At 29.6% G+C, this 700-nt stretch carries 1 protein-coding gene; it reads left to right on the forward strand.

The features are described from left to right. Window positions 1-289: 289 nt before the first annotated feature. Window positions 290-625, forward strand: a complete 336-nt coding sequence (locus ACOSP6_RS00005) for a hypothetical protein (protein ID WP_422095575.1) — start codon at window positions 290-292, stop codon at window positions 623-625. Window positions 626-700: the final 75 nt, after the last annotated feature.

Consider the following 700-nt stretch of genomic DNA (forward strand, 5'->3'; position numbering starts at 1 on the left):
AATTTCCTCACCGGAAATTCAACCGCAATTAATTATCTTTCCGCAACATCGGAAAAGAACTCGCGTCCTTTTCCCGCAAAAAATCATACACAAATACGTTACAAATAATTATGATAAAATTACTAAAAGAAAAAGTTGAAAATATAAAAATGCTTGATAAAGAGAATAGATTTTATTTTTCGAATAAAGTACCATTGAATGAAATTCAAATTTTTAGAAAAAATATCAATTAACACTACCAGATGATTTCCGCCTTTTTGTGACTGAAATTTGTAGTGGAATCAAGGATATGAAATATAATGATGTTCTTTTTGCTGAAAATAATTTTGCAAATTACTTCGCAGATTTAGATGACTTTAGTGATAATCCGTATATAGAGTTTCCAGTTGTAGAAAGAACTAAAGATGGTACTAATGGTTTCGACTATGACGAATTAACCAATGGAAATATCAATTTAGCTGGAACTGGATGCGGTAATAGCTATGTGTTAATTATTAAAGGCAAAGCGAAAGGTCAAGTTTGGGAAAATGAATTGGTCTCAAATTCCGAAGTAATTCCTTTCCAAGATAATTTTAGCATATGGATTAATCATATACTTGATTACATAATAAGAAACTTGAGGTAAAACTATTTGTAACAAAGTGTATAATTAATTGCGGCTGAATTTCCTCAGCGGAAATTCAATCTTATTAATTATCTT

The organism is Tenacibaculum sp. MEBiC06402 (genome assembly GCF_049239625.1).
Classification (GTDB): domain Bacteria; phylum Bacteroidota; class Bacteroidia; order Flavobacteriales; family Flavobacteriaceae; genus Polaribacter.

Bases quoted from the DNA above. Each gene is read 5' to 3' on its own strand.
- ACOSP6_RS00005 (WP_422095575.1), top strand. From the start codon at position 290: ATGAAATATAATGATGTTCTTTTTGCTGAAAATAATTTTGCAAATTAC.